Here is a 26,380-nt window from a genome sequence, read left to right on the forward strand (position 1 = left end):
GGTTTCGTCGTCGGCCCGGTGGAGCGTTACCCGACGAGGTTCCGCAGCGGTCTCACCGCTCCTTCACAGGTTGACCGAATGTCGGGATGCCTCACTGTCAGGTGTGACGTACACGCTGGGGACCCCGGTTCCGGTCCTCGCCGCCGAGCGCGTGCCGCGACGGGCGCGGGCCGTGACCGGGGACCGGGTCCGCCTCGGGCTCCTCCTGGTCGGCACCGCCGTCCTGTACCTGTGGAACGTCACGATCAACGGCATGGCCAACCAGTACTATGCGGCGGCCGCCCAGGCGGGTTCGCGTGACTGGGAGGCGTTGCTGTTCGGCTCGCTCGACGCCAACAACTTCATCACCGTCGACAAGCCGCCGCTGTCGCAGTGGGCGATGGGGCTTTCGGGGCAGCTGTTCGGTTTCTCCAGCGCCAGCATGCTCGTCCCGGAGGCGCTGATGGCGGTCGGCGCCGTCGCCCTGCTGTACGGCGCCGTCCGGCGGATCAGCGGACCGGGTGCCGGCCTGCTCGCCGGCGGGACGTTGGCGGTGACGCCGGTCGCAGTGCTCATGTTCCGATTCAACGATCCCGACGCCGCGATGGTCCTTCTCATGACGGCGGCGGCCTACTGCACCGTGCGGTCGCTGGAGCACGGGTCGGGCAGGTGGTTGGCGGGCGCCGGGGTGGCACTGGGATTCGCGTTCCTCGCCAAGATGCTGGAGGGTGCCCTGGTGATGCCGGCGCTGGCTGCCGCCTATCTGATGGCCGCACCGATCCGGTTGCGCGCCAGGCTGTTACACCTGCTGGGTGCGGCCGTGGCGTTCGTGGTGTCGGCCGGCTGGTTCGTGGTGTTGACGATGGTGTGGCCCGCGAGCGCGCGGCCGTACATCGCCGGGTCGACGGACAACGACTTCATGAATCTGGTGCTCGGATACAACGGGGTGGCAAGGGTTTTGGGGCATGGTCACTCGGTCGGGCCCGTGACCGCCGGTCGGGAGATCGGGACGGCGACCATCGGCGGCTTCGCCGGTCACCCGCAGGGGTTGAGACGCCTGGTGTCTGGCGAGTTCGGCTTCGAGATCGGGTGGTTGGTACCGGCTGCGCTGCTGGCAACGGTGTTGACCGTCGCGCTGCGGGGCAGGGCGCCGAGGACCGATCCGGTGCGCGCCGGTGCGGTGCTGTTCGGTGGGTGGTTCCTGGTCGACGGTGTGGTGCTGAGCTTCATGCACGGCACCATCCACGCGTACTACAGCTTGTCGATCGCGCCACCTGTCGCGGCGATCTTCGCCATCGGGGTGTCCCAGGCTTGGACTCGTCGCGAAAGGCTTTGGAGCAGAACCGCTCTCGCTGTCACCCTGCTGGCGGCCGGACTGTGGGGGTGGTGGTTGCTTGGCGGCAGTGCGATGTCGTCACCGGTGCTGCGGTGGGGCGTCTTCGGCGTGACGACGCTCGCGTCGACTGCGTTGCTGTGGTCGTGGCCCCCGGGTGGTCGGGCCGGGCGACGGTTCGTCGCCCCTACCCTTCTGACCGCGGCGTTGGTCGGAGCCCTTGGCGGGCCGGCCGCGTACGCGGTGGCGACCGTCGCCACACCGCATCAGGGCATCGGGCCGTCGGTCGGCCCGCCCGGCAGGGGATACCTTGGCGGCCGCACGCTGAGCAACCCGCGCCTCGACGCGCTTCTCGAGGCGACCGACACGCCGTGGTCGGCGGCCGTCGACCGGTCGACGGCAGCGGCCGGCCTCGAATTGGCCACCGGCACCGCGGTAATGGCGATCGGCGGGTTCTCCGGCACCGACCCCACTCCGACGCTGCAGCAGTTTCAAGACGACGTTGCCAAGCATCGGGTGGCGTACTACCTGGCGACGGGAAGTCCGGCGCGCACCACCGCCGCCGTCCGCGGCGACAAGAATGGCGAGTTCCGCTCGGGTACCCATTCCGACATCCAGCGCTGGGTCCGCAGCCAGTTTCCGGCCGTGACGGTCGGAGGTGTCACGGCCTACGACCTGCTCGCGCCGGAGCGGGCGGGACTATCTGACGAGGCGCCGCAACAGTGATGACGCGGTGAAGACTCCGAGCGCGGCGGCGATCAGCAGGACTCCGACGTCGAGCAGGGTGTTGCCCGGCGTGCCGAGCAGCAGCGCCCGTAGCGCGTTGACCTCGTAGCTCAGCGGATTCACCGCGGAGAGCCAGCGCAACCACTGCGGCATCACCTCCACGGGGTAGAGAGCGTTCGACGCGAAGAACAGCGGCATCGTGATGGCCTGTCCGATGCCCATCAGCCGGTCCCTGTTGCGCACGAGACCCGCCAGCGTCATCGACAGACACGCGAAGAACGCCGACCCGAGCACCACCACCACCATCGCCCCGAGGATGCGAATGGGGTTGGCGGTCAGGTGGATTCCCATCAGGTAGGCGATCACCATGACACCGACGACCTGCGCGACCGACCGCACGCCGGCCGCGAACGCCTTGCCCGTGATGAGGGCCGACGCCGGCGCCGGGGTGACCATCAGCTTGGCGAGGATTCCTGCGTCGCGGTCCCAGACGATCTGGATGCCGTAGAAGATCGAGATGAACAGGGCCGACTGCGCGATGATTCCTGGGGCGAGGAAGGCCAGGTACGGCACGTTCCCGGTGTCGATGACGTGCAGCCGGGAGAACGTCTGCCCGAAGATCAGCAGCCACAGCGCGGGCTGCACCATGCGAGTCACGAGTTCGCTGCGGTCGTGGCTGAGCTTCTGCAATTCGACGAGCGCGAACGCGCCCATCCGGCGCAACAGGCCGCCCGTGCGCCGGATGCCGCGCGGCGCCCGGATCAGGTCAACTGGCACGACGTGCCGCCCTTCTGCTGGAACGGATTTCGTTGAGGCCGCGTTTGGCGGCGTCCTCGGTCAGATCGGACCCGGCGTAGTGGCGGAACACGTCTTCGAGCGTCGGGTCGGGGGAGGCGTCGGAGCTCAGCGCGGACTTCAGGTCGTGCGGTGAGCCGACGGCCTGCAGCACGCCGTGGTGCATGAGCGCGACGCGGTCGCACAGCGCGTCGGCCTCCTCCATGTAGTGGGTGGTCAGCAGGACGGTCATGCCGTACTCGGCCTGCATGTCGGCCACCTGTGACCAAACCCCGTCGCGGGCAATGGGATCCAGTCCAACCGTCGGCTCGTCGAGGATCAGCAGCGACGGCCGGTTCACCAGAGCCTGGGCGAGTTCCAGTCGGCGCACCATGCCGCCGGAGTAGGTGCCTGCGAGATTCTCCGCCACGTCGAGGAGTTGCATGGCCGACAGTGCCTCGTCGACCCGCGCCCTGCGCTGCTTGCGAGGGACGTCGTAGAGCCGGGCGAACAGGTCGACGTTCTGCCTGCCCGTCAGGGCGGACTCAATCGAGAGTTGTTGTGGCACATAGCCGAGGTTGTGGCGGATGTCCATGGTGTCGCGCCGGGCGTCGAGGCCGAAGATGCGCACCTCGCCGTGCTGGACGGGCGTGAGCGTGGTGAGCACCCGGACCACCGAGGTCTTGCCTGCGCCGTTGGGGCCGAGCAGGCCGAGCGTCTCGCCCGCCTGGACCTCGAGGGTGACGTCGTCGACTGCGGTGAAGTCGCCGTAGCGGTGAGTCAGGTTGCGGCACTCGATCGCCGGTGTGGGGGTCATGCCTCCTCCTCGTGCAACAGGCGGGTGACCTCGGCCAGCACCGTCAGGCCGTCGTGCAGGCGCTCGCGTTGACCGGGCTCCAAGCGGGACAGCACGGCGCCGAGCGCGGCTCTGCGGACGGCCCGGGATTCGTCGGCGACCCGCTGGGCCGACTCGGTCAGCCGGAGCCGGCCGACGCGCCGGTCGTCGGGGTCGACGGTGCGCACCAACAACCCGTCGGCGCAGAGCCGCGACACCAGGGTGGACGCGGTGTTGGGGGCCAGGCCAAGGTCGGCGGCGGCGTGGCGCACCGCGATGTCGGGTTGGCGACCGACCAACCGCAGAAGTTCGGCCTGCGATTCGGGAAGTCCGGAGCCGATCCGGGGGCCTCCGCCGGATCGGCGAACCTGCCGACGGAAGCGCCCCGCGGTCGCGAGCAGTTCGGCCGCGAGGTCGGTGCTGGTGTGCATCCCGCCACGTTACCTCTGTCGCAGAGGTAACGATTGGGGTCGGGGTTTACCCGGGGCTCACCTCGGGCACCATGGCGGCATGTCCACATCCGATTTCGACGACTTCCCGCTGTCGCAGTCCGAAGAACTCGACTCCGACGAGATCCGGAACGACGACGGCGACGAGGTCGCCGATCCGCCCGAGCGGTGGATCGACGCCAAGGACGACGAGACCCTCGACGAGCGGTTGTCCGAAGAGGTGCCCGACGTGACGGCCGAGCTGGACGACGAGGACGCCGAGGACGACGACGAGACCGAGGCCCACGACTCCGACGCTGGCGGCGGGCTCGAGGTGGTGGCCGACGACGAGCTGGACCGGCTCGACACGCAGCGCCACGGCCGCGAGCAGGGTCAGATCGACGGCACACCAGAGGACGGCTCGTCGTTCTTCGACATCGTCGAATAACGCGCGACCGCCGGATGGCCCGCCACAGGCGGGCCATCCGGGATCGTCCAGCGCGTCTAGTCGGGGGCTCCCGAGCTTTCCTCGGCGGCCTGCAGCACCATTACCGAGCGGGCCTCGACCGACAGGGCGGCGCCCGCCGCCACCGGCCGTGATCCCTCCATGACCGCACCCTCGACGGTGTAGATCACGGGCTGCCAGGCCGCGCCGAATTCCTTTGGCGGCAGCGTGAAGTCGATGGGCTCGTGGTGGGCGTTGAAGCACATCACGAACGAGTCGTCCGTGACCCGCTGGCCGCGTGGGTCGAGGTCGGGAATTCCCTGCCCGTTGAGGTACACGGTGATGGACTTGCCGAAGCCCGAATCCCAGTCCTCGTCACTCATCTCCGAGCCGTCGGGCGCGAACCACGAGATGTCCGGCAACCGCTCGGAACCCCGAACGCGGACCGGGCGTCCGTCGAAGAACCGCCGCCTGCGGAAGATCGGATGCGCCGCGCGCAACGCGGCGACCGACTGCGTGAACGCGATCAGCGAGGCGTCCGCGGTCGACCAGTCGATCCACGTGATCTCGTTGTCCTGGCAGTAGCCGTTGTTGTTGCCGCCCTGCGTGCGGCCCAACTCGTCGCCGTGGCAGATCATCGGAACACCCTGGGACAGGATGTTGGTGGTGATGAAGTTGCGCACCTGCTGAGCGCGCAACGCCAGGATCTCCGGGTCGTCCGTCTCACCCTCGACGCCGCAGTTCCAGGAACTGTTGTTGCTCTCGCCGTCGTTGTTGCCCTCGCCGTTGGCCTCGTTGTGCTTCTCGTTGTAGGACACCAGGTCCCGCAGCGTGAAACCGTCGTGGGCGGTGACGAAGTTGATCGACGCGACCGGCCGGCGGGCGGTGTGCTCGTACAGGTCGGCCGAGCCGGTCAGTCGCGACGCGAACTCGCCGAGGCTGGCGTCTTCACCACGCCAGAAGTCGCGGACGGTGTCGCGGTACTTGCCGTTCCACTCGGTCCACTGCGGAGGGAAGTTGCCCACCTGGTAGCCGCCGGGGCCGACGTCCCACGGCTCGGCGATCAGCTTCACCTGGCTGACGGTCGGGTCCTGCTGCACCAGCTCGAAGAACGTCGAGAGCTTGTCTACGTCGTAGAACTCGCGGGCCAACGTGGACGCCAAGTCGAACCGGAAGCCGTCGACGTGCATCTCGGTCACCCAGTACCGCAGGGAGTCCATGATCAGCTGAAGCGCGTGCGGGTGGCCGGCGTTGAGGCTGTTTCCGGTGCCGGTGTAGTCCATGTAGTAGCGCTTGTCGTCGTCGACGAGTCGGTAGTACGCGGCGTTGTCGATGCCGCGCATCGACAGGGTGGGCCCCATGTGGTTGCCCTCGGCGGTGTGGTTGTAGACCACGTCGAGGATGACCTCGATGTTGGCCTCGTGAAGGGCCCGCACCATCGCCTTGAACTCCTGCACCTGACCGCCGGGCGTGGCGCTGGCGCCGTACTTGGAGTCCGGCGCGAAGAAGCCGATGGTGTTGTAACCCCAGTAGTTGGACAGCCCCTTGTCGATGAGGGTGGAGTCGTTGGCGAAGTGATGCACCGGCATCAGCTCGATCGCCGTGATCCCGAGGTCCTTGAGGTGCTCGATGATCGCGGGATGCGCGATCGCGGCGTACGTTCCGCGGCTGCGCTCCGGGATGTCGGGGTGCGTCTCGGTCAGACCCTTGACGTGGGCCTCGTAGATGATCGAGTCGGCGTATTCGTGCTGCGGCGGACGGTCGGTGCCCCAGTCGAAGAACGGGTTGATGACGACGGACTTGGGCATGCTCGCCGCCGAGTCGTCGTCGTTGCGGCTGTCTGGGTCGCCGAAGTCGTAGGAGAACAGCGACTGGTCCCACTGGAAGGTGCCGTCGATGGCCTTCGCGTACGGGTCGAGCAGCAGCTTGTTCGGGTTGCAGCGTTGCCCGGACGGTGGATCGTACGGGCCGTGCACGCGGTAGCCGTAGCGCTGACCTGGTTCGACGTCGGGCACGAAGCCATGCCAGATGTATCCGTCGACCTCGGGGAGCTTCAGCCGGGTCTCGACGCCGTCGGCGTCGAAGAGGCAGAGCTCGACGTAGTCGGCCGCCTCGCTGAAGACCGCGAAGTTGCTACCGGAGCCGTCGTAGGTGGCGCCGAGCGGGTAGGCCTTGCCGGGCCACATTTCCCACTGCATCTCGTCTCGTGCAGGGGGGTCGGGCTGCGACGCCGGCATGACGGCAGGCGTCGCGGTGTCCTTCGAACTGGTGGCTGACGAGCTGGGTGGGGCCAAGATGCACACTCCGTGTAGGTGAAGGTCGAACAAGGCGACGATACGGTGCGATCGGCCGCGGGAGCATGGCGGGCGAAACGCACCAACGTGAGGTATGCCGGTTGGCCACCGGGTGTGAACTGCCCAATTACCGGGGTGTGCAAACCGACGGCGGGTGGCCGTGTGGTCACGGTCACCCGGGGTGGTTCAGGCGATCGTGACCCCGGCGGCCCGCAATGAGTCGAGTGCTTCGGCGGTCGTCGTGGGCGACACTCCCGCCGTCAGGCCCGTCAGGACCCGGGTGCTGAACCCGGCCGCGACCGCGTCGGCGGCGGTCGCCTTCACGCAGTAGTCGGTGGCGATCCCGACCACGTCCACCGCGTCGACGTCGTGCCCGCGCAGCCAGTCGGCGAGCCCGGTGCCGTGGTCGCAGTGGAACCCCTCGAAGCCGCTGTACGCCGCCGAGTAGTGGCCCTTGTGGAAGACGTCCTCGAACGCCGACGGGTCGAGCCCGTCGTGGAACTCCGCGCCAGGCGTGCCCGCGACGCAGTGCCGCGGCCAGGTGTCGCGGAAGTCGGGGTCCTCGGAGAAGTGCCCACCGGGGTCGACGTGATAGTCCATCGTGGCGACGACGTGGTCGTAGTCGTGCCCGGCCAGCAGCTCGGTGATCCGCCGCGCCACCTCGGCACCGCCCTCGACGGCCAGCGAACCGCCCTCGCAGAAGTCCTTCTGTACGTCCACGACGATCAGAGCGCGCATGCCGCCAGTATCCCCGATCAGCCGCCGAACAGCAGGTAGAGCCCGGTGAAGGTGTAGCCGACCATGACCAGCATCATCGCGAGCTGCCCCGTCACCTGGTGGCGCTTGGGCAGCAGGCGCAGCGCGCGGTCGTGCGCGGCGATGACCCCGGCGACGTGCCCGCCGACGACGAATCCCACCTTCAGCGTCGCCAGCACCGAGGGGTGCGACGACAGCAGGTAGTACGGCTGGACGTCGGGCAGTCCGACCAGCCGCAGCACCGTCTGCTGGCCGCGTTCGACGAGGTAGGTCAGATAGTGGGCGAACACGTAGCCGATCACGATGGGGATCAGCGAGTGCGCCATCAGCCCTGGCAGTTCGCGACGGCGCTGCGCGTCGACCCCGCCGGTCGCGCGGGCCGCGAACCAGAACGTCGTCGCCACGACGCCGGCGAACAGCAGGAGTCCGGCGGTGCGGATGAGGACCGCGATCGCCGGCGTGCTGCCGGACGCTTCGTCGACGAGGTTGCGCCACTGCGGCATCGCCGAGAAGCTGTCGAACGCCGTCGACCCCAGCAGGATCGCGAGCACCGCGATCGTTCCCGGCCGCACCGGCATCGACGGCAGGTGGTCGAAGGGGTTGCCGATCGCGATGCGGCCGTCGTCGTTGCGCCGCATCGGTGACAACCGCGACGCCACCACGCCGTACACCTCGAAGGGATCGGCGCGCGCGTTCCACCTGGTGCCGAACGCCAACGCGCCGGCGAACGTCACGGCGACATAGACCGAAAGCCAAATCTCCACTGCCGCAAGCGATCCGGGGTCGGGACTGGCGAGTTCGAGCCACACGAATGCGAACAGTCCGGCGGCGGCGGGCCAGTAGCCCCACGCGTCCGGATAGCTCAGCGGTGGGGCGCGACGCGACGGCGGCAGCAGCCGGTAGACGGTGCGCACCGGCGACAGCAGGCGCCACACCGGGCCGATCGCCAGCGACAGCGCCACCAGACCGACCCACAGCAGCACGTAGAAGACGCCGGGCAGCGCGTTGTCGCCGTCCTGCGGACCGAACACCGCCGCGACCGCCACCCACGCCGCCAGCAGCAGCCCCGCAACGGCCACCGTCCAGCGCGTCGCGGGGGCGTCGCACACCGTCGTCACCCATTGCGGCAGCGGGCGGCCAGGCTTGTTCGCGTCGAAGCGCGGCTTCTTCCACGCCAGGGCCACGACGGCGAAGGTGAACGTCAGCGCCCACGCCGCGCCGATCAGCGCGTAGGTGTACGGGATCGGTAGATCGTTCGAGCCACCAAGGCCGTGCGCGAGGATCACTGCACGGCGATGGAGGCGATCGTGCGGTTCAGTTCGTGCAGTTCGACGTCGACCTTGCCGGGCACGGTGACGGTGAACTGAAACGACTGACCGGGCTTCGGCTCGACGGCAAACGTGTGCTCCGGATTGGAGTGGACGTGCAGCTGGTCGGCGGCGTCGCTGTCGATCCGAAGCACGATCGGGTCGCCCACCTTGGCCTGAAGTTGTTCGTTGGTTGGCGTCACCTTGCCGCCCTTGATGGTGACGTCGACGACGAGCTGCTCAGGGGGAGCCTGCTGGTCGGACAGCTGCGGGATGGAGGTCGAGCTGCCCGAGCCGCCGGAGGCCGTCGCACTGCTCGACGTCGCACCGGAATCGGTGGATCCGCCGCATCCCGCGAGGAGCAACGCGGTGGTGGCGGTCAGGGCGGCGAGTGTCGTCTGCGTGGTCACGGTGTCCCATCTTGGTCGGCGGCGGCTGAAGGTCCGCTGGGTGTCGCGTCCTCGTCCTCTTCGGCCTCCAGCCTGCGGTCTCGCCGCGCCACCCAGATGACCACGGCCACCACCAGGATGGCCGGTGCGAACGCCGGGATCGCCAGCAGCGCCGAGTGGTCGGCGAGGATTTGGACGTCGGGTGCCTGGCTCATACCCGCGCGGTTGGCTCGGACTCGGTCTTGCTCTCGGTCGGCTCGTTCTTGTTGAGTCTGCCTGCGCCCCAAGCGAGTCCGGCGATCATGAGGAGGGTGCCGGCGAGGACGATCAGGCAGCCGATGAGCCAGAGTGCCTGCGGCGTGTCGGGGTTGCGCTCCCGCTGCAGGATGGTGATCTCGGAGACGAACGGCCGGGTCATCTGCGCGTCGGCGGGCACCTCGGGCGCTCCGATGCCGGGATCGCCGTGCAGGTAGATGGGCACCGCGGTCAGCATGCGGCCGTCGTGGACGCGCAGCAGCGTCTTCCATTGGCCCGATACGGGCATCGGTTGGGTCGAGCGGTAGTGGCCAGGGCCGACCTTCTCGAGGTGGTCGACGAAGATGCCGCGCTGGTTGGCCAGCCCGCCCTGCCAGCCAAGCACCGAGACCCAGTTGGGGTCCTCGCTGATCAGGTCCGGTGGGTTGATCCGGATGTCGGCGGTGGCCATGCGCTGGTCGCCGATGCTGGGCGCCTCGGTCATGGTGAACGAGGCGGTCGCGTTCTGCGGGACGTCGTACCGCAGGCCGTTCGCGGTGGCGCCTCCGATGGCGATCACGGCGAGCGTGACGATGCCGATGCCGATCGCGCGGCTGGGCAGCTTCTGGTTGGTCAGCACCATGCCGACCATCGCGCCGCACACGCCGACCAGTGCGGCGACCGGCACGGCCATGGCCAGCGCCTCGGGCCAGATGCTGGTGGGCCAGGAGTACCGGTAGACGGCGTCGATCCAAAACGACTCCAGCCAGAGGCCTAGGGTCGCGACGCCGATGCCGCCGACGAGACCGAACAGCAGGGGCTTCTTGATCAGCGGGGTGAGGGCGATCAACTCGACGACGACGGCGGCGCCGAGGTAGAGGGCGAACCAGTTGATCGGCGCGCCGAGGATGGGGCCGACGAGGATCGCGACCAGTCCGCGCAGCGCGATGGCCAGCAGGGCGGCGACGATCGCCGCGCCGCGGCCGAGCATGATCCGGGCGGCCACCAGAGCGAAGGCGCCTGCGGCGGCGATGAGCATCGGCTCGAACACCTGGCGAAACTGCATGACGCCGAAGTCGAACTCCACCTGGAAGACCGACAAGCCGATGACGATGCCGCCGAAGGCCAGGTACTGGATGAACTTGATGCCGGGGCCGTCCTTGGGCTGGTTCTCACCGACCGCGCGGCGGCCCTCGTGCTCGAGGTACAGCGCGGTCAGCGTCGAGAAGCCGGCGCCGCCGATCAGCATCAGGTGGGTGGGACCCCACAGCGTGACGTCTTGGCCGAAGATGCGGTGCCAGACGTCGTCGAGCGGGAATCCGATCAGGGCGTAGAGGCCGCAGCCGGCCATCAGGAGGCCGCCGACGGGGGCATACCAGTGCCGGGTGATGCGGACGGCGGACGGTCCCGGCTTGTCGTAGGGCAGCACGCAGGCCAAGCAGCCGGCGACGAAGAGGATGAACAGTCCGAAGAGGATGAAGTAGTGCGCGGGGTTCGCCAGGGGGCCGGGGTCGCGGCCCTTTCCGATGTGCAGGCTGACGTCCCAGATGAAGCCGAAGAGCGCACTGATGATGGTCGTGATGAACAACGCGATGGGCAGCGCCACCCACGCCGGCCGGTTGAACTTGCGCCCGGCCCACTCGCCCAGATCGTGCAGCCAGGTGATCTTCCGCATTCGGTGCAGGTAGCCGACCCAGATGAGGGCGACGCCGACGACCAACCCGCCCGCGGAGAGGCCGATGATCTCGTTGAGGGCGGCGCCGCCACCCTCGGTGCCCTGCGCGAGATACGCCACGTTCGGTTGCAACGACTGCACTGTCATATCCCCTTGTCGAGTCCTGCGGACGACGGAACCCTACCCGTCGGTAATGTTGCCAGACCGGGCGAGGCGATACCAGGGGTACCGCGAACCTCGGCCGTCATTTCTTGCGCGGGGGCTTGAGCACCTTCATCGCGAGGTTCATCACCGGCGGCGGCACGCGGTCGCGGGCCTCCATGGCCCGATTGGCGACCCTGGTTCTTGCGGGGGTGCCGCGGCCGAACCAGGCGTTCAGCGGTCCGCCCGTCGGCTCCAGGTCGACGTGCATCGGGGGCCTGCCGTCCGCGGCGCCCAGCGCGTTGGAGATGACCATCCGCTGGATCTCGCTGGTGCCCTCGAAGATCGTGTAGAGCTTGGCGTCGCGGTACCACTTCTCGACCGGATGGTCCTTGATGTAGCCGTAGCCGCCCATCGTCTGGATCGCGCGCTCGGTGGTCTTCACCGCCAGTTCGGTGGCGGCGAGTTTGGCCATCGATCCCTCGCCTCGCTCGAACGGCACGCCGGTCGCCGCCATCCAGGAGGCCCGCCAGGTCAGCAACCGCGCGGCGTCGAGTTGGGTCGCCAGGTCGGCCAGCGGGAAGGCGATGCCCTGGTTGTCGATGATCGGAGCGCCGAACGCCTCGCGGTCGTTGGCGTAGCTCGTCGCGTATTCCAGTGCGGCCCTGCTGATTCCGAGTGCTTGCGCGGCGACCATCGGCCGGGTCTGCTCGAGCGCCCCGAGCGTCGCGGACCCGGAGTGCTTGCCGCCTTCGACGGCCTCGCGGGCCTTGGCCAGTTTGTGTTCCAACTTCTCGTGGCCGCCAAGCAGGTTCGCGGCGGGCACGCGGACGCCGGAGAATTTCAGCTCCGCGGTGTGCGAGGCGCGGCACCCCAGCTTGTCGAGTTTGCGGACCATCTCCAGCCCCGGCGTGAGGCCGGGCACGATGAACAGCGCCTGGCCCTCGTGACCGAGGTCGGGGTCGACGTTCGCGTTGACGACGTGCACGTCGGCGATGCCGCCGTTGCCGATCCACATCTTGTGGCCGTCGATGACCCAGTCGTCACCATCCCGGCGCGCGGTGGTGCGGAGATTCCGGACGTCGCTGCCGCCCTCGGGTTCGGAGATGGCCAGCGCGGCCAGCTTCAGGTCGCCGGGGGTGCCGAAGCACTGCGGCGCCCATTCGAGCATCTGCTCCGGTGAGGCGGCCTGCCCGATCGCCGAAAGGGCGAGCGCGGGCATGACGACGGCGAGGCCGATGCCCGCACACCCCCAGAAGATCTCCTCCATGAACATCGGCAGTGACAGGCCGCTGGGGTCGCCGATGAGGTCGCGATAGAACAGCGGACTGTAGAAGCCCTGCTGAGCGGCCTCCTCGAGCACGGGCCACGGGAACTCCTGGCGGGCGTCGTAGTCGGCGGCCACCGGACGGATCACGTCCTCGGCGAACTCGTGGGCGCGCCTGGCCAGGTCGTGCTGCGCGATGGTGGGGGTGAGGTCGAAACTCATGCGGTCCGCCCTTCGGTATACATGTGTTCACTGATACCCACTCGGGCGGCGCCGAATCACGTCGGTCGGCCTAGCCTCGGAGGGGTGAAGCTCGTCGTGCCGCGTCTTCGCCAGCGCGACGGGGTGACCTGCGGGCCCACCGTCGCGCTGATGGCTGGTGCGCTTCTCGACCCCGGTTACCGCGCCAACCTCGCGGACCCGCGCTGGTCGGACGCCGAGCAGGGCCGGGTGCATGCGGTGGCGAATCGGATCTGGCCGCGCACGCTCGGCACCACGCCGTGGGGCATGGCGAAGGTCGTCAGCGTGCACAGCGCCGCGCACCGCGTCCGCTACGGCTGGCGGCTGGCGCGACCCGGTGACGAACTGGCCGATGTGGAACGTGCCGTTCGGGCGCGATGGCCGGTCGCGATGCTGATCGGGAACGTGATCCCGCGGCACTGGGTGCTCCTCGTCGGCTGCGACGGCATGGCGTTCGACTGCTACGAGCCGTCGTCGGGCGAGGTGCGGCGGGTGCCGACGGCGGCGATTCCCGGGGCCCAACTCCAGGTGCTCGGCTTCCCGCGGCCTTTCGCATTCGTGCTACCCCGTTCGAACATATGATCGAACGATGGGCGAGCTCCAGTCGATCGGCTATCACGGTCAGCCGGTGCAGCAGGCGTTCCGCCGCGTCGACCCACCGACGCCCGTCCTGGTCGACCTGTCGGCCGTCTTCCCCCGCGAACCCCACCGAACCGGCGGCTACAACCCGGCCGGCCTGCAGATGCACGCGGTCGTCGAGGGTCGACTCAGCTGCTGGGGGCTCTGTGAGCAGGGCTTCTGGTGGGGATTGGTCACCTACGACATCACCTACGGCCCCAACCGGAAGTCCGTCACCCACTGGATTCCGTCCTGGACGTTGAAGCGCAAGCCGGACCACCGTCCGTAGGCTGCAGGGATGGCCCGCAACTACGCCACCGCCGACCGGGTGGACCTCGTCGCACTGCTCGACTTCGTCCGACCCCGGCATCGGATGGTGCTGACCACCTTCCGATCGGACGGTTCGCCGCAGAGCTCGCCGGTGACGGGCGGGGTCGACGAGGCGGGCCGGATCGTCGTCGCCAGCTATCCGCAGCGGGCCAAGGCGGCGAACGTTCGCCGCGATCCACGCGCCAGCGTGACGGTGCTCTCCGACGACTTCAACGGCCCGTACGTGCAGGTCGACGGGGATGCGGAAGTGATCGATCTGCCCGATGCGGTCGAGCCGTTGGTCGACTACTTCCGGGCGGTCGCCGGCGAGCACTCCAACTGGGACGAGTACCGCCAGGCCATGGTCGACCAGGGAAAATGCCTGATCAGGGTCACGCCGGTGCGTTGGGGGCCGGTGGCGACCGGCGGATTCCCGCCGCCGTGACGTTGCCCGCCGCGGTCGTCGCGGATGGCCGCGTTGCGGCAGCTAGCCAGTCAAACTATAGTCTGGACACATGTCCAGAGCGCAGATTCCGACTCTGGCCGCGGTGAATTAGCCATGCGGATTGCCCTTCTGTCGTATCGAAGCAAGACGCACTGTGGTGGACAGGGCGTCTACGTCCGTCATTTGAGTCGCGGTCTCGTAGAACTTGGCCACGACGTTGAGGTGTTCTCGGGGCAGCCATATCCCGAGGGTCTCGACCCGCGGGTGCGTCTGACCAAGGTGCCGAGCCTGGACCTCTATCGAGAGCCCGATCCGTTCCGCGTCCCGCACGTCAGGGAAATCCACGACCGCATCGATTTGCTCGAGCTCCTCACGACGTGGACGGCCGGCTTCCCCGAGCCGAAGACGTTCTGCATGCGCGTCGCGCGGATTCTGCGTGAACGGCGCGACGAGTTCGACGTCGTCCACGACAACCAGAGCCTTGGCGACGCTCTCCTCAAGGTGGCGAAGCTCGGCCTGCCGCTGGTGGCCACGGTGCACCACCCGATCACCAGGGACCGCGTCGTCGACGTCGCCGCCGCGACGTGGTGGCGCAAGCCGTTGGTCAAGAGGTGGTACGCCTTCGCCGAGATGCAGAAGCAGGTCGCGCGCAAGATTCCCGAGCTGCTGACCGTGTCGACGTCGTCGGCCGTGGACATCGCCGACGACTTCGACGTCGACCCCGACCAGCTGCACGTGGTGCCCCTCGGCGTGAACACCGAGCTGTTCCGGCCCAGCGAGCACCGGGTGCGCAACCGCATCATCGCGATCGCCAGTGCCGACGTCCCGCTCAAGGGCGTCAGCCATCTGCTGCATGCCGTGGCCCGGCTGCGGGTCGAGCGTGATCTCGACGTTCAGCTGGTCTCGAAGCTCGAACCGAACGGGCCCACCGAGAAGCTGATCGCCGAACTCGGCATCTCCGACATCGTGCACAGCTCGAGCGGCTTGACCGACAACGAACTGGCGGACCTGCTCGCTTCGGCCGAGGTGGCCTGCATTCCTTCTCTCTACGAAGGCTTTTCGTTGCCCGCCGTCGAGGCGATGGCCAGCGGCACGCCGATCGTCGCCAGCCGCGCTGGCGCCCTTCCCGAGGTCGTCGGCGAGGACAACGTGTGCGCACGTCTGGTCCGCCCCGGCGACGTCGACGACCTGACCAGAGTGCTCGGCGAATTGCTCGACTCCCCATTGGAGTTGCGCAGACTCGGCGCCAACGGCCGCGCGCGCGCCGTGGACGTCTTCAGTTGGGAATCGGTGGCCGCACAGACGGTCGCCGTCTACGAACGCGCAATGAAACGAGTGAAGACATGTTGACCGTCGACTTCGACAGGTTGGGTGTTGGTGCGGGCAGCAGCCTCATCGACGTGGGATGCGGAGCGGGCAGGCACTCGTTCGAGGCGTTCCGCAGGGGGGCCGACGTCGTCGCCTTCGACCAGGACGTCGCCGAGCTGAACAACGTCGACGCGATCCTGCAGGCGATGCAGGAACAGGGCGAGGCGCCCGCGTCGGCGAAGGCCGAGGCCGTCAAGGGTGACGCGCTCGACCTGCCATACGACGACGGCACCTTCGACTTCGTGATCGCCTCGGAGATCCTCGAGCACGTCCCGCAGGACGAAGCCGCGATCGACGAGTTGGTCCGCGTGCTCAAACCCGGTGGGCGACTTGCCGTTACGGTTCCGCGCTGGCTGCCCGAGAAGGTGTGCTGGGCGCTCTCGGACGAGTATCACGCCAACGAGGGCGGACACATCCGCATCTACCGAGCCGACGAACTCGAGGGCAAGGTCACCGCAAGGGGCATGCGGTTCGACCACCGGCATCACGCGCACGCGCTGCATTCGCCGTTCTGGTGGTTGAAGTGCGCCGTCGGCGTCGACAAGCCGGACAATCCGCTCGTCACGACCTATCACAAGATGCTGGTGTGGGACATGATGTCCCGGCCGTGGCTGACCCGCAACGCCGAGTCGCTGCTCAACCCGCTGATCGGCAAGAGCGTCGCTTTGTACTTTGAAAAGCCGGCGGGCTTCCAGAAGCCGGCGGCCTGATCCGTGCGGCGTCACGAGATTCCTGGGGTCCCAGGCGTTCTGACGCCGGAACAGTGCCGTCAAACGGGGGAGTCGATCGCCGCGACGCAGGAGTCCTCAGGGGCGCTGCCGTGGTTCACCGGTGGGCACACCGACCCGTGGGACCACGTCGAGAACGCGATGGCGTTGACCGTCACCGGACTGTGGGACCAGGCGCGGGCGGCCTTCGACTGGTGCCGCAACGTGCAACGCACCGACGGCTCGATGCCGATCCAAATGCGCAACGGCGTTCTCGAAGACGGCAACAGCGACAGCAACTTCTGCGCCTACGTCGCCACCGGCGTGTGGCACCACGTGCTGGTCACGGGTGACCGCGGCTTCGCTCACGACATGTGGCCGGTCGTCAGGCGAGCCGTCGACTTCGTGTTGACGATGCAGCTCGACGGCGGCGAGATCGCTTGGGCCAGAAGTCAATCCGGAATCTTGCCGGAGGCGTTGCTCACGGGTTGCGCGAGCATTCACCACAGCATCCGGTGCGCGCTGGCGCTGGCCAACTACGTCGGCGAATCGCAGCCGGAGTGGGAGGTGGCCGTCGGCACCCTTGGCCACGCGATCGTGGAGCATCCCGAGTCGTTCAACCTCAAGGACGACCACGCGATGGAGTGGTACTACCCGGTGCTGTGCGGAGCCTTGCGCGGCGGCGCCGCACGGGCGCGCATCGACGAGCGGTGGGACCGGTTCGTCGTGCAGGGTCTCGGCATTCGCTGTGTCGACCACCGGCCGTGGGTGACGGGCGCCGAGACCTGTGAACTGGTGCTGGCGCTGGACGCCATCGGCGATTCGGTACGAGCACACGAGCAGTTCGCCGCCATGCAGCACCTCCGCGAGGAGGACGGCTCCTACTGGACCGGTCTGGTGTTCTCCGACGGCAAGCGCTGGCCCGTCGAGCGCACCACGTGGACGGGTGCCGCCATGATCCTCGCGGCCGACGCGCTGTCGTCGACGACGGCGGGCAGCGGCATCTTCCGTGGCGTCGATCTTCCCCGCGGTCTCGAGGGCGAATTCGACTGCGCCTGCGCGACATCCGGCCGCTGACCACCGGAGTTCACCGGATGTAACCGTGGTGGTGGAACCTGTTCCCGCCGCTGCGCTTGGCGCGGTACATCGCCTTGTCGGCTACCCCGACGAGATAGTGCACCATCGACTCGTGCTGACGCGCGGGCACCTCGTCGAGCCGTGCGCACGCCGTGCCGACGCTGGCGGTGACGGGCACCGGAAGTTGGGCGATGGTGTCGCAGATCCGTTGGGCCAGCGGCGTCGCGTCACCGGTGGGGGAGGTGTCGGCGACGACGAACTCCTCTCCGCCGGTGCGCGCGATGATCGCCGTCTCGCAGGCGCTCGCCCGCAAGGCGTTGGCCACGTCGACCAGAACCCGGTCGCCCGCAAGATGGCCGTGACGGTCGTTGATCGACTTGAAGTCGTCGAGGTCGACCACCGCGACCAGCAGGAACATGTCCGTCGCGGGTGTAGCCAGCAGCAGGCTCGTGGTCTCCAGTTGGAACGACCGCCGGTTGCACAGGTTGGTCAACGGGTCGAGCTCGGCCCGCACCAGGTCGTTGGTCAGCGCCCGGATGAGCACCTGAATGGCAAGCGGCAGTGCGATGTTCACCTGCAGCACCAGGAAGAGGTCCACCGCCGCGAGCGCGACGTGTCCGTCCGAGGCCATCTGGACCGCCGCGGTGGTGGCGACGACCGCAGCGACGGCGAAGTTGTAGACGACGTACTTCGAGGTGAGGAAGAACGCGATGTAGGCACCGCTGGTCGCGAAGGCGATGCAGCCGACGAGCGTGGACACCGGTTCGGGGTAGGCCAGGCACGCGAGGGCGATCGAGGTGTTGGTCACCAACGCGAACGCGACCGATTGCGCGGGGCTCGGCCACCGCACCGACCACAGGATCATCCCGGACACACCGCCGGCGAAGGCGAGCCACGTCATCGCCACCGGAAGGGGGTCGCGCGGACCGCCCGCCCCCAGCAGGAGGGCCACCAGGCACAGCGACAGCGACGCCGAGATCACCGCCATCATGAGGCGGGTGGCCCGGCTGATGCCACGGGAGTGGATGTAACCGCTCAACCAGTCGTAATGGCTGGGTTGCCGCCACCAGCGCCCGAATGCGCCCACGTCCACCCTCCCGCCCCAGTGAGCAAATTATGCATGGCCGTCAGATCGGCGGATTGCGGTATGGCTCAGGTGCTCAACGTACAACCGCGCGCTGGGGTTCCGCCGCCGCGTTTGCCACGCGCCGTGGGTAGTGTCGTCGCCGGGGCAACCTCGGATTTCGCACTCACCGTCGGCAAGGAGCCCGCCATGGACGTAGCTCGTGACCACGACCGCTGGGCGTTGTTCACGTGTGCGCGGCGCGGCCACGTCACCTACGCGCCCGACGACGACGCGCTCGCCGAGAGGCTCAGCGGTAGGACGGGTCTCGGCGAGGTGTGGCGTTGCCTGCGCTGCGGGGACTTCGTGTCGGGGCCACCCCACGGGCGCGGGCCCACCGAGGATGCGCCGCTCGTCATCCGGGGCAAGGCGCTGCGGCAGGCGCTCATCCTGCGCGCACTCGCGGTGGAGCGCTGGATCCGCGCGGTGCTGATCGCGTTCGCCGCGTGGGCGGTGTGGACGTTCCACGGTGCCAGGGGATCCATCCAGGCGGCACTCGACCGGGACCTGCCGCTGCTGCGGGCCTCCGGGATCAAGGTCGACCAGATGACGGCAATCCACGAGTTGGAGCGGGCGCTGGCGGCCCGACCGTCCACTCTGGTGCTGATCAGTTTGGCGTTGGTCGCCTACGCGATCCTGGAACTCGTCGAGGGCGTCGGGCTGTGGCTGCTGACCAGGTGGGGTGAGTACTTCGCCGTCATCGCGACGTCGGTCTTCCTGCCGTTGGAGATCTACGACCTGGTGTTCAAGGGCATCACGACGACCCGGGTGGCCGCGTTCACGATCAACGTGGCTGCCGTGATCTACCTGCTGATGTCCAAACGGCTGTTCGGCCTTCGGGGTGGACGCAAGGCCTACGACGAGGAACGGCGGGGTGAGCAGCTCCTCGACGTCGAGCGGGCAGCCGCTCGCGCATAGGACTGTTCGAACGGGCTGCCGCTCGGTCGGCTTAGTCGAGCGCCTCGCCTGGCGTGCCGGTGATGCGCTCCAGCACTCGCATCGAACCGATCGCGGACACCTCGCGGAACGCACCGGTGTCCAGTGCCCTGCGGTACACCCGGTACGGGGCCTGACCGCCGGCGTTGGGGTCGGGGAACACGTCGTGGATCACCAGCGTGCCGCCGACGGCGACCCATCGTGCCCAGCCGTCGAAGTCCTGCTGGGCCGCGGCGTCGGTGTGTCCGCCGTCGATGAACAAGAGCTGCAACGGGGATCGCCACGACCGTGCGACGAGGGAGGACTTGCCGACCACGGCGACGACGTGGTCGTCCAACCCGGCGGCGTCGAGCGTGTGGCGCAGCGTCGGAAGGGTGTCGAAGAGTCCCGTCACCTCGTCGACCATGGTGGTGTCGTGGTACTCCCAGCCCGGCTGGTGTTCCTCGGAGCCGTGGTGATGGTCGATCGTGTAGAGCACGCCGCCGGTCTGCTGGGCCGCGGCGCCGAGCATGACGGTCGACTTGCCGCAGTAGGTGCCGATCTCGACGCCGACCCCGTCACCGAGGTAGGTGACCGCCGCGTCGTAGAGCGCGCGGCCTTCGTCGGCGGGCATGAAGCCGGTGACCTGCGCGGCGAGTTCGAACAAATGGGCGGCGGCAGCCGGTAGGGCAGTCTCGGTGGTGCTCATGACGGTCAACTTACCGTTGCTGGTCGCAACGAGTTGTAGTAGCGTCCAGACACGTGTCCGATGCGGCCTTGGAGTCGACTCGGCGCCGTCTGACCGCCAAGCAGGCCGACACGGTTGACCGTCTCGAGCGCGCCGCGGTCGACCTTCTCAACCGCGACGGATTCAGCGGACTCACCGTACGGCGTGTGGCAGCCGAGGCCGGTGTCGGCGCGGCGACGGCGTACACCTACTTCTCCTCGAAGGAGCACCTGGTCGCCGAGGTGTTCTGGCGCAGGCTTGCCGGCGCCGCTCCAGCCCCACACGAGTCCGACGACCGCGCCACCCGTGTCGTCGACGTGCTGCAGCACATCGCGCTGCTGGTCGCCGACGAGCCGGAGTTCGCGGGGGCGGTGACGAGCGCGCTTCTCGGCAAGGATCCGGACGTCGAGGTGCTCCGTCAGCGGATCGGGCGCGACATCAGGGAGCGGCTGACGGCGGCCCTGGGACCGCAGGTCGACGAAGACGTCATCGACTCGTTGGAGATGCTGTATTCGGGCGCGCTGGTGCGCGTCGGGATGGGTTACGCGTCCTACGACGGGATTGCGCAGCGCCTGGAGAGGTCGGCGCGCCTCATTCTGGGGTGACGGACAGTCCGAGGATGGCCCGCGCCGCGGTGGCGGCGGGCTCGACGATGTCCTGGACGTCTCGGCCGTCTTCGACCAGGAGTGCCGTCAGCTCCCTGAGCCCGCCGAGCAGAATCAGCGCGAGCGATCGGGAGATGGGCGCCAAGCCGGCGCGGACGAACCCGGGGCTGCCGCTGATGGCGACCAACATGTCCGTGAGATGTTGCATCGCAAGGCGATTCAGCGGTCGGGCGAGGTCGCCGAGCGCGGGTGCCTCTCGGATCCAGCTCAGGGTGATGGCGGGGCGCGATTCGATGTGCGCGACGTAGGCGCCGACGGCGGCGGAGACCTGCTCATCGGGAGTTGACTCGCCGTCGACCGCCGCGGTGATGCGGGCGATCAGGTCGTCGTTGTTGGCGGCCAACAGTTCGACGAAGCACTCCTCCTTGCTGGCGAACTCGTCGTAGAAGGTCCGCTTGGAGGTCTTGGCGCCTCGGACGACGTCGGCCACGGTCGTCGCGCGGTAGCCGCGTTCGGCGATCGACTCGGCGAGGCCGTCGAGAAGTCGTCGGCGAAACGCGGTCGTACCGGGCGGCGACACGTCGACTACCACTGAGTTCACCTCGCCCTCGTCTCCGACCCTTGCGCATGTTCGGTACTAGGCGGTACCGTACTACACCAACACCGGTACGACGCGGTACCACAACGAGTTTGGAGCCTTCCGTGAGTGAAGCGACGATCGAGGCGACGCCAGCCGTCGAGGTAGCGCCGGAGATCAACCTGCCGCCCAGCCCGCGGCTGCCGAAGTTCCTTCAGGCGCTCGGGTTCATCGCGTCGCGGCGCCGGATGGTCGACGCGATGACGAGCCGGCACGGTGACGTGTTCACCCTGCGGGTGCCGGTGTTCGGGAACATGGTGACCGTCGCCGATCCGCAGATCGCGAAGCAACTGTTCGCGGCCAACACCGACGACGTCGGAAACATCCAGCCCAACCTCAGCCGCATCCTCGGTTCGGGTTCGGTGTTCGCCCTCGACGGCACCGAGCACAAGCGCCGCCGCAAGCTGCTGACCCCGCCGTTTCACGGCAAGAGCATCAAGAACTACGAGGTCATCTTCGAAGAGGAAACGCTGCGTGAAGCGGCGTCGTGGCCCGACGGCCGGCAATTCGAATCCCTCGAACCGATGATGCGAATCACGCTGAACGCGATCCTTCGCGCCGTCTTCGGCGCCGATGGTGAGCAACTCGACGAGCTGCGGCGCATCATCCCGCCGTGGGTCACCCTGGGTTCCCGGCTCGCCGTGCTCCCCGCCCCGTCGCGCACCTACGGGCGGCTCACCCCGTGGGGCAGGCTCGCCGCCTATCGCCGTCAGTACGACGCCGTCGTCGAGCGACTGATCGACACCGTCAAGGCCGACCCCAACTTCGACGACCGCGACGACGTCCTGACCCTGCTCTTGCGCAGCACCTACGAAGACGGTTCGGCGATGTCGAGGCGAGACATTGGCGACGAGTTGCTGACGTTGTTGGCCGCCGGCCACGAGACCACCGCGTCGACCCTGGCGTGGGTGCTGGAGCGGGTGAGCAGACACCCGCAGGTGCTCGACGGGCTGGTCGACGAGGCGCGCACCGACGGCAACGAGTACCGCCAGGCCACGATCCTCGAGACGCAGCGGGCGCGCACCATCATCGACTTCGCCGGGCGCCACGTGTACGCCCCGGCGTTCCAGCTCGGCGAGTGGGTGATTCCGCGGGGATACTCGATCTTCGTCGCGATCCAGCACATCCACGACCGCGCGGAGGATTTCGCGTCCCCCGAGCGGTTCGACCCGCAGCGCTTCATGGGCAAGCGACCGTCGACGTTCGCCTTCCTGCCCTACGGCGGCGGCACCCGCCGGTGCGTGGGGGCGGCATTCGCCAACGTCGAGATGGACGTCGTCCTGCGAACGGTGTTGCGCCACTTCGAGATCGAGACGACAACCGCACCCGACGAGAAGATCCACTCGCGCGGCGTCGCCTACACGCCCAAGGCGGGTGGCCGCGTCGTCATGCGACGACGGACCACCCCCCTCGGGTAACTCCAGCCCCGCGAGCAGACGCAAATGGCCCTCAATCGCGAGGATTCAGGGCCCTTTGTGTCTTGTCGTGGGAAAGGGAGCTACTGCGAGGCGGTTTCGCGCCTCGGCAGCTTCCATCCCGCCCGCGGGAAGTGACAGGTGTACCCGTTGGGGAACTTCTCCAGGTAGTCCTGGTGCTCCGGCTCGGCCTGCCAGAACTCGACCGCGGGGGTGACCTCGGTGACGACCTTGCCCGGCCACAGGCCGGAGGCCTCCACGTCGGCGATGGTGTCCAGCGCCACGGCCTTCTGCTCGTCGTCGACGAAGAAGATCGCCGACCGGTAGCTGCTGCCGACGTCGTTGCCCTGGCGGTCCTTGGTCGTCGGATCGTGGATCTGGAAGAAGAACTCCAGCAGTGCGCGGTAGTCGGTCTGGCTCGGGTCGTACTCGATCTCGATGGCCTCTGCGTGCCCGGGATGCTTGCGGTAGGTGGGGTGGTCGTTCTGTCCGCCGGTGTAGCCGACGCGCGTCGCCACGACCCCGGGCTGCTTGCGGATCAGATCCTGCATGCCCCAGAAGCAGCCGCCTGCGAGGATTGCCTTCTTGGTCGTCATGCCCGTGCCTCCTTGAATAGCGTGATGTAGTCGCCGTAGCCCTCGGCCTCGAGGTCGTCGAGATGGATGAATCTCAGCGAAGCCGAGTTGATGCAGTAGCGCAACCCTCCGGCCTCGCGCGGGCCGTCCTTGAAGACGTGCCCGAGGTGGCTGTCGCCGTGGGCGGACCGAACCTCGGTGCGCAGCATCAGGTGGCTCAGATCGCGCTTCTCGAGCACGTTGGCCGCGTCGATCGGTTTGGTGAAGCTCGGCCAGCCCGATCCGCTCTCGAACTTGTCGGTCGAGGCGAACAGCGGTTCGCCCGACACGACGTCCACGTAGATGCCGGGTTCGTGGTTGTCCCAATACTCGCCGGTGAACGGTCGCTCGGTGCCGTTCTTCTGGGTCACCTGGTACTGCTCGGGCGACAGGGCGTTCACCGCCGCGGGGTTCTTGTCGTAGGTCTTGGGGTTCATGGGGTTCGTAGCTGCCACTGATCCTCCTTGGGTCGGCACTCGTACAACCTCACGCGGCGTTCGGTTAGTTCCCGGCGCGGACCTCGTCGACGATCGTCACGATCTCGTCAGCAATGGCGTGCGGTTGGTACAACATCTGGTTGTGCCCCGTGCCAGCGACGATGACGTTGGTGGTGCCGAGGGCGGACGCCAGCATGTCGTTTGCCTGGTGAATCTGGGCCTGCGTGTAGTTGTCCGGCTTCAATGCGGACGGGGCCGCGAACCTGTCCGCGCTCAACACGATCGCGGGCACCCGCGGCAGCGGCGGCGCGGCGGCGATCCTCGCGAAGGCGTCGTCGGGCAGCACGGTCTCCTCGCCGGGGGCGCCGATCTGCGCGTCGCTGTTGAACGCGGCGTTCTGATCAGGCCTGCCGACGATCGGCAGGAATTCGGACGTCGGTTCGGAGAACACCAGCCCGCCGACCAGTTCCGGATGCTCTCTGGCGAGAAGGTCGAGGATCAGCGCGCCGTAGGAATGGGCGACGAAGACCATTGGTGTCGGCAGCCCGGCCGCGCGGATCAGGCTCACCACGTCGTCGACGTCGGATTGCACGGTGTGCGGCTGCGATACCGGGGTCGACTTCTCGTCACCGTCGGGTCGGGTGTCGGGGCGGTCGTAGACGCAGATCCGCGTCGTCCGTGCCACCAGGGGTTGGGTCGATTGCGGGGTCAGGTCGATGCGGGCCTCTTCGATGAGGTCGTACGGCGACGAGCGAATCGGGTCGTCGTCGGGCATGGCGGCATTCCACGCCTCGGCGTAGCTGCCCTTGCCGGGAATGACGAACACCGTCGGCGAACCCTCCCCCTGACAGTTCATGAAGAGGCTGCGGCCGCCACCGACGTCGACGAGGCCCGCGTGGTCATCGGCGGATGCGACGGGCGCGCTCAGCAGCATCGCTGCCGCGCCGGCTGCCACCGCTCGGAGGACCTTCACCATCCGGACGATACGGCCGCTCGACAAAGTCAGGTAGAACGTGTTCTAGTTCTGGGTGTGACGGGTACCACCTACAGCCGTGCCGAGCTGGTCGAGGCGTTCGCCGGATTCGAGGCAACTGTCGCCGCGGCCGCCGAGACCAGGAACTGGGATCCATGGGTTGACCAGTACACCGACGACGTCACCTACGTCGAGCACGCCGCGGGCACGATGCGCGGCCGTGAGCAGGTGCGGCCGTGGATCTGGAACACCATGGAGAACTTCCCGGGTAGCTACATGACGTCGTTTCCGTCGTTGTGGACGGTGATCGACGAATCGACGAGCCGGGTGCTGTGTGAACTCGACAACCCCATGCGCGATCCCGGCGACGGCACCATCATCAGCGCGACCAACATCTCGATCGTCACCTACGCCGGTGACGGGAAGTGGTGTCGGCAGGAAGACGTCTACAATCCGCTGCGCTTCGTGGCCGCCACCGTGAAGTGGTGCCGCAAGGCCGAGGAGCTGGGCACGCTGCCCGACGAGGCGGCGGCGTGGATGACGACGTACGGGAGGCGCTCGTGACCGCGCTCGTCATCGGGGGCAACGGCTACCTCGGGTCCCATGTCGCCCGCCGGTTGGTCGAGGACGGGCAGGAGGTCCGCGTCATGGTGCGGGCCGGGGCCAACACGATCGGCATCGTCGACCTCGACGTGACGCGATTCGTCGGCGACATCTGGGACGACGAGGTCCTGCACGAGGCCATGATCGGCTGTGACGTCGTCTACTACTGCGTCGTCGACACCCGCGGCTGGCTGAAGGACCCCGCCCCGCTGTTCCGCACCAACGTCGAGGGCACCAGGAACGTGCTCGAGGTGGCGTGCCGGCCCGACGTCGCCGCGAGCCTCGAGCGCTTCGTCTTCACCAGCAGCTACGCGACGGTGGGCCGTGAGCGCGGCCGGGTCGCCACCGAGGATGACGTGATCGTCGACCGCGGGTTGACGCCGTACGTGCGGTCTCGGGTTCAGGCCGAGAACCTCGTCATGGAGTACGTCCGCGATCGCGGACTGCCGGCTATCGCCATGTGCGTGTCGACCACCTACGGTGCCGGCGACTGGGGGCGCACTCCACACGGTGCGATCATCGCGGGCGCGGCCTTCGGCAAGCTGCCATTCGTGATGGGCGGCGTCGAGCTGGAGGCCGTCGGAATCGACGACGCCGCAAAGGCTTTGGTCCTGGCCGCGGAGAAGGGTCGCGTCGGGCAGCGGTACTTGATCTCGGAGAAGATGATCAGCAACGCCGAGGTGGTACGCATCGCCGCCGAGGCGGCCGGCGTGCCCGCACCCACCCGGTCGATCCCGCTGGCGCTCGCCTGGGTGATGGCCGTGCTCGGCAGTGCGAAGGCGCGTATCACGGGCACCGACGAGAAACTGTCGATCGACTCGCTGCGGCTGATGCGGGCCGAGGCGCCCGTGGATTGCAGCAAGGCCAGACGTGAACTCGGTTGGCACCCCCGGCCGGTCGAGGAGTCGATCCGGGAGGCCGCCAAGTTCTGGGTCGGTCTGCGAGAGGCCAAACGGCGGAGCAAGCAAACGGGTTGACCCCGCC

29 protein-coding genes are annotated in these 26,380 nt (G+C 68.1%); 13 read left to right on the forward strand and 16 right to left on the reverse strand.

Annotated features, from left to right (window positions below; translation table 11 throughout):
* The first annotated feature begins 103 nt into the window (after positions 1-103).
* Complete coding sequence (locus B1790_RS25150) at positions 104-2,038, forward strand: glycosyltransferase family 39 protein (protein WP_233165309.1); 1,935 nt, start codon at positions 104-106, stop codon at positions 2,036-2,038.
* On the opposite strand, the gene B1790_RS25155 is transcribed toward B1790_RS25150, so the two are convergent.
* From B1790_RS25155 to B1790_RS25165, 3 genes are read right to left on the reverse strand one after another with little or no spacing between them, the layout of a single operon-like run.
* On the reverse strand, positions 2,012-2,752 hold the full coding sequence (locus B1790_RS25155; protein WP_079926126.1) for an ABC transporter permease: 741 nt from the start codon (positions 2,750-2,752) through the stop codon (positions 2,012-2,014). The two genes, B1790_RS25150 and B1790_RS25155, sit on opposite strands and share 27 nt — an antisense overlap.
* A 52-nt stretch (positions 2,753-2,804) precedes the next feature.
* Entirely contained in the window at positions 2,805-3,629 is an 825-nt protein-coding gene (locus B1790_RS25160; RefSeq protein WP_079926005.1) for an ATP-binding cassette domain-containing protein, read from the reverse strand.
* On the reverse strand, positions 3,626-4,078 hold the full coding sequence (locus tag B1790_RS25165) for a MarR family winged helix-turn-helix transcriptional regulator (RefSeq protein ID WP_079926006.1): 453 nt from the start codon (positions 4,076-4,078) through the stop codon (positions 3,626-3,628). The genes B1790_RS25160 and B1790_RS25165 overlap by 4 nt, the downstream gene beginning before the upstream one ends.
* Positions 4,079-4,157: 79 nt before the next feature.
* On the opposite strand from B1790_RS25165, the gene B1790_RS25170 reads away from it, so the two are divergent.
* Positions 4,158-4,523, forward strand: coding sequence for a hypothetical protein (locus B1790_RS25170; protein WP_079926007.1), 366 nt, complete (start codon positions 4,158-4,160; stop codon positions 4,521-4,523).
* Positions 4,524-4,579: 56 nt separating this feature from the next.
* Here the strand turns inward: B1790_RS25170 and glgX are convergent, their stop codons facing one another.
* The 7 genes from glgX to B1790_RS25205 all read right to left on the reverse strand — a co-directional run bounded on the left by glgX (position 4,580) and on the right by B1790_RS25205 (position 12,805).
* Positions 4,580-6,757 (reverse strand): glycogen debranching protein GlgX, encoded by a 2,178-nt coding sequence (glgX, locus tag B1790_RS25175; RefSeq protein ID WP_079926127.1) that lies wholly within the window; start codon positions 6,755-6,757, stop codon positions 4,580-4,582.
* Positions 6,758-7,000: 243 nt separating this feature from the next.
* Positions 7,001-7,552, reverse strand: a complete 552-nt coding sequence (locus B1790_RS25180; protein WP_079926008.1) for an isochorismatase family protein — start codon at positions 7,550-7,552, stop codon at positions 7,001-7,003.
* Positions 7,553-7,569: 17 nt separating this feature from the next.
* Entirely contained in the window at positions 7,570-8,856 is a 1,287-nt protein-coding gene (locus B1790_RS25185; protein WP_079926009.1) for a hypothetical protein, read from the reverse strand.
* A complete protein-coding gene (locus B1790_RS25190; protein WP_079926010.1) occupies positions 8,853-9,287 on the reverse strand; it encodes a hypothetical protein in 435 nt (144 codons plus the stop codon). Before B1790_RS25190 ends, B1790_RS25185 begins: the two co-directional genes overlap by 4 nt.
* Positions 9,284-9,481 carry a hypothetical protein gene (locus tag B1790_RS25195; RefSeq protein ID WP_079926011.1) on the reverse strand — a complete coding sequence of 66 codons (198 nt, stop codon included), beginning with the start codon at positions 9,479-9,481 and terminating at the stop codon, positions 9,284-9,286. The genes B1790_RS25190 and B1790_RS25195 overlap by 4 nt, the downstream gene beginning before the upstream one ends.
* The gene (locus B1790_RS25200; protein ID WP_079926012.1) at positions 9,478-11,322 is read right to left on the reverse strand and encodes a hypothetical protein; all 1,845 of its coding nucleotides are present in this window, start codon (positions 11,320-11,322) and stop codon (positions 9,478-9,480) included. The genes B1790_RS25195 and B1790_RS25200 overlap by 4 nt, the downstream gene beginning before the upstream one ends.
* A 97-nt stretch (positions 11,323-11,419) precedes the next feature.
* On the reverse strand, positions 11,420-12,805 hold the full coding sequence (locus B1790_RS25205; RefSeq protein ID WP_079926013.1) for an acyl-CoA dehydrogenase family protein: 1,386 nt from the start codon (positions 12,803-12,805) through the stop codon (positions 11,420-11,422).
* An 84-nt stretch (positions 12,806-12,889) separates the two neighbouring features.
* Between B1790_RS25205 and B1790_RS25210 the strand changes: the two genes are divergently transcribed.
* From B1790_RS25210 to B1790_RS25235, 6 genes are all read left to right on the forward strand, one after another.
* On the forward strand, positions 12,890-13,405 hold the full coding sequence (locus tag B1790_RS25210; protein WP_079926014.1) for a hypothetical protein: 516 nt from the start codon (positions 12,890-12,892) through the stop codon (positions 13,403-13,405).
* A 7-nt stretch (positions 13,406-13,412) separates the two neighbouring features.
* The gene (locus tag B1790_RS25215; protein ID WP_079926016.1) at positions 13,413-13,730 is read left to right on the forward strand and encodes a hypothetical protein; all 318 of its coding nucleotides are present in this window, start codon (positions 13,413-13,415) and stop codon (positions 13,728-13,730) included.
* 9 nt (positions 13,731-13,739) lie between these two features.
* Positions 13,740-14,195: a PPOX class F420-dependent oxidoreductase gene (locus tag B1790_RS25220; RefSeq protein WP_079926017.1), complete on the forward strand. Its 456-nt coding sequence runs from the start codon at positions 13,740-13,742 to the stop codon at positions 14,193-14,195.
* A 114-nt stretch (positions 14,196-14,309) separates the two neighbouring features.
* A complete protein-coding gene (locus B1790_RS25225) occupies positions 14,310-15,545 on the forward strand; it encodes a glycosyltransferase family 4 protein (protein ID WP_079926018.1) in 1,236 nt (411 codons plus the stop codon).
* Positions 15,539-16,273, forward strand: coding sequence for a class I SAM-dependent methyltransferase (locus B1790_RS25230; RefSeq protein WP_079926020.1), 735 nt, complete (start codon positions 15,539-15,541; stop codon positions 16,271-16,273). The genes B1790_RS25225 and B1790_RS25230 overlap by 7 nt, the downstream gene beginning before the upstream one ends.
* A 3-nt stretch (positions 16,274-16,276) precedes the next feature.
* Positions 16,277-17,347 (forward strand): prenyltransferase, encoded by a 1,071-nt coding sequence (locus B1790_RS25235; RefSeq protein WP_079926021.1) that lies wholly within the window; start codon positions 16,277-16,279, stop codon positions 17,345-17,347.
* Between the two features lie 10 nt (positions 17,348-17,357).
* Here the strand turns inward: B1790_RS25235 and B1790_RS25240 are convergent, their stop codons facing one another.
* The gene (locus tag B1790_RS25240; RefSeq protein WP_233165310.1) at positions 17,358-18,434 is read right to left on the reverse strand and encodes a GGDEF domain-containing protein; all 1,077 of its coding nucleotides are present in this window, start codon (positions 18,432-18,434) and stop codon (positions 17,358-17,360) included.
* A 186-nt stretch (positions 18,435-18,620) separates the two neighbouring features.
* Between B1790_RS25240 and B1790_RS25245 the strand changes: the two genes are divergently transcribed.
* Positions 18,621-19,388 carry a DUF2127 domain-containing protein gene (locus B1790_RS25245; RefSeq protein ID WP_079926129.1) on the forward strand — a complete coding sequence of 256 codons (768 nt, stop codon included), beginning with the start codon at positions 18,621-18,623 and terminating at the stop codon, positions 19,386-19,388.
* A gap of 31 nt (positions 19,389-19,419) precedes the next feature.
* On the opposite strand, the gene B1790_RS25250 is transcribed toward B1790_RS25245, so the two are convergent.
* The gene (locus tag B1790_RS25250; RefSeq protein ID WP_079926022.1) at positions 19,420-20,094 is read right to left on the reverse strand and encodes a class I SAM-dependent methyltransferase; all 675 of its coding nucleotides are present in this window, start codon (positions 20,092-20,094) and stop codon (positions 19,420-19,422) included.
* 53 nt (positions 20,095-20,147) lie between these two features.
* Here B1790_RS25250 and B1790_RS25255 point away from each other — a divergent pair, with 53 nt between their 5' ends.
* Complete coding sequence (locus tag B1790_RS25255; protein ID WP_079926024.1) at positions 20,148-20,717, forward strand: TetR/AcrR family transcriptional regulator; 570 nt, start codon at positions 20,148-20,150, stop codon at positions 20,715-20,717.
* Here B1790_RS25255 and B1790_RS25260 read toward each other — a convergent pair.
* Positions 20,704-21,318, reverse strand: a complete 615-nt coding sequence (locus B1790_RS25260) for a TetR/AcrR family transcriptional regulator (protein WP_079926025.1) — start codon at positions 21,316-21,318, stop codon at positions 20,704-20,706. The two genes, B1790_RS25255 and B1790_RS25260, sit on opposite strands and share 14 nt — an antisense overlap.
* A gap of 89 nt (positions 21,319-21,407) precedes the next feature.
* Between B1790_RS25260 and B1790_RS25265 the strand changes: the two genes are divergently transcribed.
* The gene (locus B1790_RS25265) at positions 21,408-22,772 is read left to right on the forward strand and encodes a cytochrome P450 (RefSeq protein ID WP_369832423.1); all 1,365 of its coding nucleotides are present in this window, start codon (positions 21,408-21,410) and stop codon (positions 22,770-22,772) included.
* Positions 22,773-22,852: 80 nt separating this feature from the next.
* Here the strand turns inward: B1790_RS25265 and msrA are convergent, their stop codons facing one another.
* The 3 genes from msrA to B1790_RS25280 form a co-directional block, all read right to left on the reverse strand.
* Positions 22,853-23,365 carry a peptide-methionine (S)-S-oxide reductase MsrA gene (gene msrA, locus B1790_RS25270; protein WP_079926029.1) on the reverse strand — a complete coding sequence of 171 codons (513 nt, stop codon included), beginning with the start codon at positions 23,363-23,365 and terminating at the stop codon, positions 22,853-22,855.
* The gene (gene msrB / locus B1790_RS25275; RefSeq protein WP_079926030.1) at positions 23,362-23,820 is read right to left on the reverse strand and encodes a peptide-methionine (R)-S-oxide reductase MsrB; all 459 of its coding nucleotides are present in this window, start codon (positions 23,818-23,820) and stop codon (positions 23,362-23,364) included. Before msrB ends, msrA begins: the two co-directional genes overlap by 4 nt.
* Before the next feature lie 64 nt (positions 23,821-23,884).
* Positions 23,885-24,796, reverse strand: coding sequence for an alpha/beta fold hydrolase (locus B1790_RS25280; RefSeq protein WP_079926031.1), 912 nt, complete (start codon positions 24,794-24,796; stop codon positions 23,885-23,887).
* 54 nt (positions 24,797-24,850) lie between these two features.
* Between B1790_RS25280 and B1790_RS25285 the strand changes: the two genes are divergently transcribed.
* Together B1790_RS25285 and B1790_RS25290 are read left to right on the forward strand one after the other, a co-directional pair.
* Positions 24,851-25,357: a nuclear transport factor 2 family protein gene (locus tag B1790_RS25285; protein WP_079926033.1), complete on the forward strand. Its 507-nt coding sequence runs from the start codon at positions 24,851-24,853 to the stop codon at positions 25,355-25,357.
* Positions 25,354-26,373, forward strand: a complete 1,020-nt coding sequence (locus B1790_RS25290; RefSeq protein ID WP_079926034.1) for an NAD-dependent epimerase/dehydratase family protein — start codon at positions 25,354-25,356, stop codon at positions 26,371-26,373. Before B1790_RS25285 ends, B1790_RS25290 begins: the two co-directional genes overlap by 4 nt.
* The last annotated feature ends 7 nt before the right edge of the window (positions 26,374-26,380 follow it).

The organism is Mycobacterium sp. AT1, assembly GCF_002043095.1.
Lineage (GTDB): Bacteria > Actinomycetota > Actinomycetes > Mycobacteriales > Mycobacteriaceae > Mycobacterium.